Here is an 8801-nt window from a genome sequence, read left to right on the forward strand (position 1 = left end):
GTGCTATTGTAACAATGGTCGATAGAGCTAGCAGATTTACTATTTTAGCCAAGTCTATAGATAGAACAGCTAATTCAATCAATAGAATATTGTACAAAGTATCTAATGGTCATAAAATATTAACAGCTACATTTGATAATGGTAAAGAGTTTGCTAAACATAAGAAGCTAACTAGCAAGACTGGCATCAAAGTATTCTTTGCTGATCCATACAGTCCTTGGCAAAGAGGTACTAATGAAAACATGAGTAGGTATATCAGACAATTTATACCTAAAGGTACTAACTTTAACAATATATCTCATCAATACATTAGAAAGTTACAGATAGACTTGAATAATAGACCTAAGAAATGTTTAAATTACTTGACACCTAATGAAGTACATTTTGGTATCTCTATAAACATTGAGAATACAATCTAGCTTTTATTAGTGTATTTACAGTATATAATATAAATATATATTTTAAGCAGAATTTTGTGCGAAAAACATACTAAATAATAGAGATATGTTAATGCTTTGTAGTGAATTCAAGAGGGTTACCGTACATAGATAAATATTTTTTTCCTAATAGTTCTGAGCCTATATAGTTAAGATGATTTGAGTCGGCATAGATTGGAATATTATCTATTTCAATATTGCAGTAACTGTCATCACAGATCGCTTTTTTAGGATCAATAATTACTAATTTTGGAAATTCCTTTTTGAGTTTTTCAACAAGATTAGAAAATACCAACTGTTGTTGTTTGACAAATTCTATATTTAATTTGCATGAATTATCTCCAAAAATAAATGGTAGTTTATTTTTTTCTAATGGACAAAGATTAGTGACATCAGTGTTGAGTGCTGGAGTATCTAAAATAAGTACAGGTATACTACCATTATCTACTAATAATTTGATGGATTCTTGTATTGAATTAATCGAACTAGAGTATAGTGCATTTGACCATTCACCAGCAAGAATAACATATTTATATTTTTTTGATTTTATCAAATTAGCAATGGCCTTGTTTCTATCAGTAACAGAAACATATTCAACAACATTTTTGAAAGTTGGTAAGAAGGGTGTAGATTTTTGGGTTACAACGTAAGCTTTCTGGTTTATGTTATCAAGCCAAGTAGTTATCATCGGTATTTCAGATCTTGCATGAGAGTCACCTACCAACAGAAAATTTGTATTTTTAGCTTTAGGGCTTCCGATTGAACAGACATCAATATTAGGAAGCTGTTTTGATTGAAAGCTAGCAGATTGAATCATAAGGAAACAATTGCTCTGATCGATTTTATTAAACCCGTAGTTATAGGTTAGCTTATTTTGATCAATAAGGTTTGAGGAATTAAAACCAAATCTATTATTAGTTGAGACTATATAAAAGCAGCAAGCCAAAATTAGAGGTATTATCCATAGCAATATAAAGCTTTTAGTAAAACTAAACTTATATTTGTGTCTAAAAGGTTTTTCTACAAATAAATATGTTAGTGTGGCAAGGACTAAACTAACAGTAAAAATTATGCTACAAATAGTGGCAGTTTTATTAATACTTAAATAGTTGACATAAGCAATAATAGGCCAATGCCATAAGTATAAAGAATATGAGATAAGACCTATAGCTACAAAAGGTTTTAGAGAAAGTATTCTGTTTATAATAGGTATGAAATTAGTATTTGCACCAGAATATATATAAATAGTTGCGCCAATACATGCTATAACAGTCCAAATACTCGGGAAACTTACATTAATAAAAAATATAGGGGCTATCATCATTAAAGCACCTATTGCAGAGAGTATATTAAGGGTCAGTTTGTTATTATTTAAAATAGCTGAATTATTAAGATATATAGCTAAACAGCACCCAAATAAAAGTTCAAATGCTCTATGAGTTGGAAAGTAATACCATCTGTCAGAGCTTAGAATATATAAATTAAATTCACCAGAAAGGAAAATCAAGCAAGATATAACTAGCAATATTATTGAAGTAGTTAGAAGTTTTACTTTTGTTGAAAATCTTAGTTTAAATAATAATATCAAGATTAATGGCCAAATCATATAAAACTGTTCTTCTACACCTAATGACCATGTGTGAAGTAATGGTATTATTTGTGAGTTTTGACCAAAGTAACCAAAATCAAGTTTTACAAAGAAATATATATTAGAAAAAGAAGCAATTGCACTAACAAGTGATTCGGCATAGCTTATTAAATCTTGTGGTAGTAATATAAGCCATGCAAAAAAAGTAGAGAAAACTAAGACAACTATTAATGCAGGTAGAATTCTTCTAATTCTTCTTAGATAAAAATTTTTGATAGAAAAAGAATTGTTTTGTAGGTCTCTAAGAACTATAGATGTAATTAAATATCCAGAAATTACAAAAAATATATCTACACCAAGAAAGCCAGATTTAATCCAACTTATATTTAGGTGGAATAGAACTACGGATAATACCGCAAAAGCTCTTAATCCATCTATATCTTTTCTATATTTTATGTTGCTCATTAAGATTGTGCCTTTGTATTAATTATTGATAGTGGGTTACCATACCACTCTAAATAAAGGTTACCCAAAAGAGTTGATCCGATGTTATTCAGATGAGTATTGTCGGTATACAAAGGAGTACTGCCGACAGATGTAAGAAGCTCGGTTTTAGAATCCTTTTTTTCTATAAGTTTATTGGGATCTATTACAATGAGCTTTTCTCCATATTTATGTTTTAATTTTTTTATAAAATGATTCCTGCTATCTATTATACTATAACATTGTTTGTTAAGAATTTTATCTAATTTTGTAAATCCACATGTTGACTCTGGACCTCCATATACATCGTACATGATAATAGGTATTATTCCTTGTTTGATGAAATTCGCTACTGAACTGTCAATTTGTTCAAAAGCATCAGTTTTGAGATATGTATCGTAATTCCAATATCCAGCTAGAATGATTGCTCTAGGCTTTAACTTGTGTATGTAATACTCAGTATTTTTATCAAATGAATTACTATACATCATATACTTATAGAGTTTAGGATCACCTGTCAGTGACTTAGTATAAATATATCCTTTGAGTTTTAAATTCTTTAACCAAACATTTATCATACCCTCATATGCCATAGCATGAGAATCTCCTAGAACTAAAATGTCTGTGTGATCTTTATTAATTGCGCCAAAGAAGCAATTATTATTTATTTCATTTAGATTATAATTTTCACCAGTATTGCACTGATCTATATTTAAAGATTGGCTACTATAAAAATTTAGATTTAAATTGACTGCCTCCTTATTAAAACCAAATCTTTGTTGCTTAGACGCTATGTAAAAGCCTACCGATGTAACCAAAGGTATAATCCACAATATAAAAATACTTTTTTTAAAACTAAAAATAATCTTGTATCGGAATGGTTTTTCAATAAATATATACGTCAATGTTGCTAATAGTATGCTACTAATGAATATTACAACACAAACTAGAGTAGTTTTTTCAATACTAAGATAAGTTTATATAGGCTATGATAGGCCAGTGCCATAAATATAAAGAATATGAGATAAGACCTATAGCTACAAAAGGTTTTATTGAGAATATCTTATTTGCTATTGGAGTATGATTATTATTACCACAATAAATAAATATAGTAGCTCCGACACATGTGGTAATAGTCCATAGACTAGGAAATCTGACATCAATAAAGAAGATAGGTACAATCATCAACACAGAGATTATTGATAAAACCTCAAGCACTATTTTATTATCTAAAATTATTTTATTTGTATTTTGAACTGATAAAAAAATAGCTAAACAACATCCAAATAGCAATTCAAAAGCTCTATGTGTTGGAGAATAATACCATCTGGGAGAGTCTATAATATGAATATTTAGCTCACCAGATAGAAAAAGTATGCAAGAAATAATTAAACAAATAATAGAAAAAAATAATAGTTTCTTTTGAGTGAAATTTAACTTAAATAAAGCTAGTAAAAATAATGGATAAATCAGGTAAAACTGTTCCTCAATACCAAGAGACCATGTGTGTAATAAAGGTATAATCTGTGGGCTAGCTCCAAAATAGCCAAAATTAAGTTTTATAAAGTAATAGATATTAGCTAAGGAGCTAATAGAGCTTATAATAGACTCAGAATAATTTAGTAAATCTTGGGGTAATAATATTAACCAAGCAAAAAAACTAGAGAATAATAACACAACTATTAGTGCTGGTAAAATTCTTCTAATCCTTTTTAGATAAAAACTTTTGATAGAAAATGAATTGTTTTGTAGATCTCTAAGAATTATAGATGTAATTAAGTATCCAGAAATTACAAAAAATATATCTACACCTAGAAAACCTGATTTAATCCAATTTATTTGAAGGTGAAATAGAACTACTGATAATACAGCAAATGCTCTAAGACCATCTATATCCTTTCTATACTGAATATTACTCATGAGGTATTTGGTTTTTGCAATCAGCTGTTACATATAATACATTTTTTTGAAATATAATTATAATTATCTATCATTAGTTATTGGATTACCAAACTCTTCTAGATACTTTTGACCTATAAGTTTAGAACCAATATAACTAAGATGATGACTATCAGCGTATATGGGTATACCTTTTATAGTTGTTTTACATTCATTTTTAGAGCAAATTATTTTACTAGGATTTATAATCTCTACTTGTTCAGGATATTGATTTTTAAATTTCTTATATAGTTCAGTTTGAGTTTTAATCCATTCTCTATATATACCATAGTCTATATTACAATCAAGATGTATTCTATTTATAGCACATAAGTTAGATATATTTTTATTTTCAGGTAGATATGAAGCAGGTTGACCCAAGTAAGGAGTATCAACTATTAAAATAATATTTTTGTTATTCGTCAGAGCTTCTTTTGTGATTAAACCAAATATATTTAGTTCATTTTTGTTTCCTATACCTCCCATATTCGCAATAATAATAGTCTTATAAGAACTATTCTTTGCAATTGCTTTTTTTATAAAGTCAAACCTTTGTTTCATAGCATCGTTTTTTATATTTTGATTTAGGTCATTTGGATATGGAGCATATGGCGCAGTATTTTCATTATCATTAGGCGTTATTGCTAAAAGAGTTGCGTTTGTATAAATATTTTTTAGCCATTCAGATATCATTGGCCAATCGGATCTCGCATGAGAATTACCTAAAACTAGAATATGAGATTTTTCATTATCAAAAATCTTACACTTTTTACTATCATAATTTTTTTCATATGAAACATAGTATGGTCCATTACGATTAATCTCAGAGTCTTGAGCAAAGTTATAAAAGCAGCCATTGTTGTCTATTTTTTCAAAACCATACTTGAATGTAAGTTTATTTTGATCAATATTTGGATGATTAAAACCAAATTCTTGATACTTAGCAGCCGTGTAAAATCCTATTGATATAACTAAGGGTATAATCCATAAGATAATTAAACTTTTTGAGAAGCCAAATTTAAATTTATGCCTAAAAGGTTTCTCTACAAATAAATAAGATGTAGTTGCTAATACAACGCTCAAAAGAATAACCATCGTAGCAATATCGGTAGTAATAGTAACACTTAAATAGTTTAAATAAGCTATTATCGGCCAATGCCATAAATATAAAGAATATGAGATAAGACCTATAGCTACAAAAGGCTTTATTGAAAATAATCTATTAACAACGGGAGTATAGCCAAAACTCCCTGAATAGATAAATAGAGTAGCACCCAAACAAGCCAATATCATCCAAAAGCTTGAAAAACTTACAGATATAAAAAATATTGGAACTATCATAAGTACTAAAGACAAAATTGAGTAAATATTTAAAAGAATCTTATTTGGTAATTTAAGTTCTCTATTATTTAGGCTAATGGCTAGAAAACAGCCAAATAAGAGCTCAAATCCTCTGTTAAGTGGTATATAGTAAAACTTTGGAAAATGTTTATAAAAAAATATGGCTATTGAAATAGTAATAAATAGTAGTGTGATAGTTAATAAGTATTTCTTAGATGAAGCATTTAGTCTGAACAAAATAATCAAAATCACTGGCCATATGATATAAAATTGCTCCTCAACACCTAGTGACCATGTATGCAAAAGTGGTATAGTAGAGGAGTCTGTTGCGAAATAGCCAAAGCTTAGTGTTTTAAAAAAGAAAAGGTTTGAAATAGAAGCGATTACACTTACCATTGATTTTGCATAGTTTAATAAGTCTTGTGGTAAAAGTATTAGCCATGCAAAAAAAGTAGATAAAACTAAAACAAAAATCAAAGCAGGAAGGATTCTGCGTATTCTCCTTAGGTAGAAATTTTTGATAGAAAATGAATTGTTTTGTAGGTCTCTAAGAATTATAGATGTAATTAAGTATCCAGAAATTACAAAAAATATATCTACACCAAGGAAGCCTGATTTAACCCAACTAATTTCTAAATGATATAAAATTACTGATACTACAGCTAATGCTCTAAGACCATCTATATCACTTCTATATTTTATATTATTCATAAATATTCTCTAATAAAATTACTTGCATTATGATACATTTTTATCAACAGTTAATACAATATAATTTAGATTAGATATTTTATTCTATTTTTGAATAAACTCTAATTTTAGAGGTAAGATTTATGGAAAAGAATTAGGCTAGAATGTCGAATAATTTCTCTAGTATAATTTCTTGTTTTTCTTGAGTTTTACGATTTTTATATTCAATTAAACCTTGTTCTAACAGTCTATCACCAATAACTACATGATGTGAGTAGCCTATAAGATCTGCATCAGCAAACATCACGCCAGGTCTTGCACCTCTATCATCTAAAAGCACATCTATCCCTTTTGCAACTAATTCTTGATAGAGTTTGTTAGCTGTTTGTTTTACATTATCTGATTTGTTGTAGTTGATTGGTAATATTGCTACTTGATATGGAGCGATAGCCTCTGGCCAAATGATTCCATTTTCATCATGAGATTGTTCAATTGCAGCAGCCATGACTCGAGATACTCCAAAGCCATAGCAACCCATAAGCATAGGTTTGGATTTACCATCTTGACCAATTATATTGGCATTCATTGGTTTCGAATAAACATCTTCAAGCTCAAAAATATGTCCAACTTCGATACCGTTTGTGAGCTCTAGAGTTCCATTATTATCTGGAGATATATCTCCTGTAACTACGTTTCTAATATCGGCAATTTGATAACTAGTGATGTCTCTATCCCAATTCACATTCGTAAAATGATAATCATCTTCATTTGCGCCACAACAGATATCTTCAATCATTATTGCACTATAATCAGCTATAATTTGTACAGGGCAGTTAACTATCCCTAATGAACCTGGATTAGCATTAAAAATAGAGAAAATTTCATCTTTGGTTGCAAGAGTGTATGGTGCTACAATTTGTTCGAGCTTATTGATTTTTGTCTCGTTAAGTTCATGATCTCCTCGGATAACTAAAGCGAAGAAGTTACCTTTAGCATCTTTTATAATCATAGTTTTGATAGTTTTTTTGATATCAAAATCAAGTTTACTACAAAGTTTTTCGATAGTCTTAATATTTGGGGTATGAATTTTTGTTATAGTATTTTCAGAAATTGCTCTAGTGCTTAAATCTGGTTTTGCATAGGTTGCTAACTCAATATTTGCAGCATAGTCAGAGCCATTGCTATAGCATATAATATCTTCACCAGCATTAGCTAATACTTGAAACTCATGACTATTATCGCCACCGATTGCTCCAGTGTCAGCGCGGACAGGACGATATACTAAGCCAATTTTATCAAGGATATTACAATAAGTTTCATGCATCTTATTGTAGGTGTTATGTAAACATTTGCTATTCTCATGGAATGAGTAAGCATCTTTCATGATAAATTCACGGGCACGCATCACACCAAAACGAGGGCGGATTTCATCCCTAAATTTTGTTTGAATTTGATAAAGATTTAGAGGTAATTGTTTGTAACTCTTGATAGTGTCACGAGCCATGTCTACAATAGGTTCTTCATGGGTTGGGCCATAGCAAAAATCTCTTTCATGTCTATCTTTTAGCTTCAGAAGTTCAGGACCAAATTTATCCCAGCGGTGGGTTTCTTGTAAAAGCTCTGAAGGTAGTACGCTTGGCAGTAGTAACTCACTTGCTCCAGCTTTATTCATCTCTTCACGGACTATATTCTGGATTTTCTGTAGAACTTTTAATCCTATAGGCATCCATGTATAGATTCCTGATGCAAGTTTTTTTATCAAACCAGCTTTTAGCATGTATTGATGGCTAGTAAGTACGGCTTCTTTAGGAAGCTCTTTTGTAGTAGCAATAAGGGTTTGTGTAGCTTTCATGATTATCTAAATTTCAAAATAAAAATATGAGCTAAATTATAGCAAAAAAATAATTATAAAATATAAAAATTGACTCTAGATGAAGGAAGTTAAGGAGATATGAAAAAACTAAGGAGTATCACCTAGAGTAATCTTTATATAGCTAGATTGTATTCTGAAAGTTTTAAATAGTTGAAAGAGAGTTCCAAATATAGTTTATTAGGTTTTGACGAAACTAAAATAAACGATAAGGAACTAAAAAATGCCAAAGCACTTAACTCTTTCAAATAGATATTGTATAGAAGAATTACTTAAATTAGGATACCAAACATCTCAAATAGCCAATAAAATTGGCTATAGTGAAAGAGCTATAAAAAAGGAACTTAATCGCACTAGTATAAATAGTGACTATAATGCTGAGATAGCACAGAAGCTATATCAAAGCCGCAGAACTTCAAATAATCATAAGCTATCCTGTAAAGTTAAAAAGCTA

General features: G+C 29.5%; 7 protein-coding genes. 2 read left to right on the top strand and 5 right to left on the bottom strand.

Features of this window, described 5'->3' with window-relative positions:
• A partial coding sequence (locus F8C69_RS06970; RefSeq protein WP_159184698.1) for an IS30 family transposase occupies positions 1 to 419 on the top strand: 419 nt, incomplete at its 5' end.
• 88 nt (positions 420 to 507) lie between these two features.
• Here the strand turns inward: F8C69_RS06970 and F8C69_RS06975 are convergent.
• From F8C69_RS06975 to F8C69_RS06990, 5 genes are all read right to left on the bottom strand, one after another.
• Positions 508 to 2490, bottom strand: coding sequence for an acyltransferase family protein (locus F8C69_RS06975; RefSeq protein ID WP_159184699.1), 1983 nt, complete (start codon positions 2488 to 2490; stop codon positions 508 to 510).
• Positions 2490 to 3326: an SGNH hydrolase domain-containing protein gene (locus F8C69_RS10655; RefSeq protein ID WP_234384200.1), complete on the bottom strand. Its 837-nt coding sequence runs from the start codon at positions 3324 to 3326 to the stop codon at positions 2490 to 2492. The genes F8C69_RS06975 and F8C69_RS10655 overlap by 1 nt, the downstream gene beginning before the upstream one ends.
• A 148-nt stretch (positions 3327 to 3474) precedes the next feature.
• Positions 3475 to 4428, bottom strand: a complete 954-nt coding sequence (locus tag F8C69_RS10660) for an acyltransferase family protein (protein WP_234384199.1) — start codon at positions 4426 to 4428, stop codon at positions 3475 to 3477.
• A 63-nt stretch (positions 4429 to 4491) separates the two neighbouring features.
• Positions 4492 to 6498, bottom strand: coding sequence for an acyltransferase family protein (locus F8C69_RS06985; protein ID WP_159184700.1), 2007 nt, complete (start codon positions 6496 to 6498; stop codon positions 4492 to 4494).
• Positions 6499 to 6631: 133 nt separating this feature from the next.
• Entirely contained in the window at positions 6632 to 8329 is a 1698-nt protein-coding gene (locus F8C69_RS06990; protein WP_159184701.1) for a proline--tRNA ligase, read from the bottom strand.
• A 241-nt stretch (positions 8330 to 8570) separates the two neighbouring features.
• Between F8C69_RS06990 and F8C69_RS06995 the strand changes: the two genes are divergently transcribed.
• A partial coding sequence (locus tag F8C69_RS06995; protein WP_159183974.1) for a helix-turn-helix domain-containing protein occupies positions 8571 to 8801 on the top strand: 231 nt, incomplete at its 3' end.

It is taken from the genome of Francisella noatunensis subsp. noatunensis, assembly GCF_009823375.1.
Classification (GTDB): domain Bacteria; phylum Pseudomonadota; class Gammaproteobacteria; order Francisellales; family Francisellaceae; genus Francisella; species Francisella noatunensis.

Bases quoted from the DNA above. Each gene is read 5' to 3' on its own strand.
- F8C69_RS06975 (WP_159184699.1), bottom strand. From the start codon at position 2,490: ATGAGCAACATAAAATATAGAAAAGATATAGATGGATTAAGAGCTTTT.
- F8C69_RS06990 (WP_159184701.1), bottom strand. From the start codon at position 8,329: ATGAAAGCTACACAAACCCTTATTGCTACTACAAAAGAGCTTCCTAAA.
- F8C69_RS06985 (WP_159184700.1), bottom strand. From the start codon at position 6,498: ATGAATAATATAAAATATAGAAGTGATATAGATGGTCTTAGAGCATTA.
- F8C69_RS10660 (WP_234384199.1), bottom strand. From the start codon at position 4,428: ATGAGTAATATTCAGTATAGAAAGGATATAGATGGTCTTAGAGCATTT.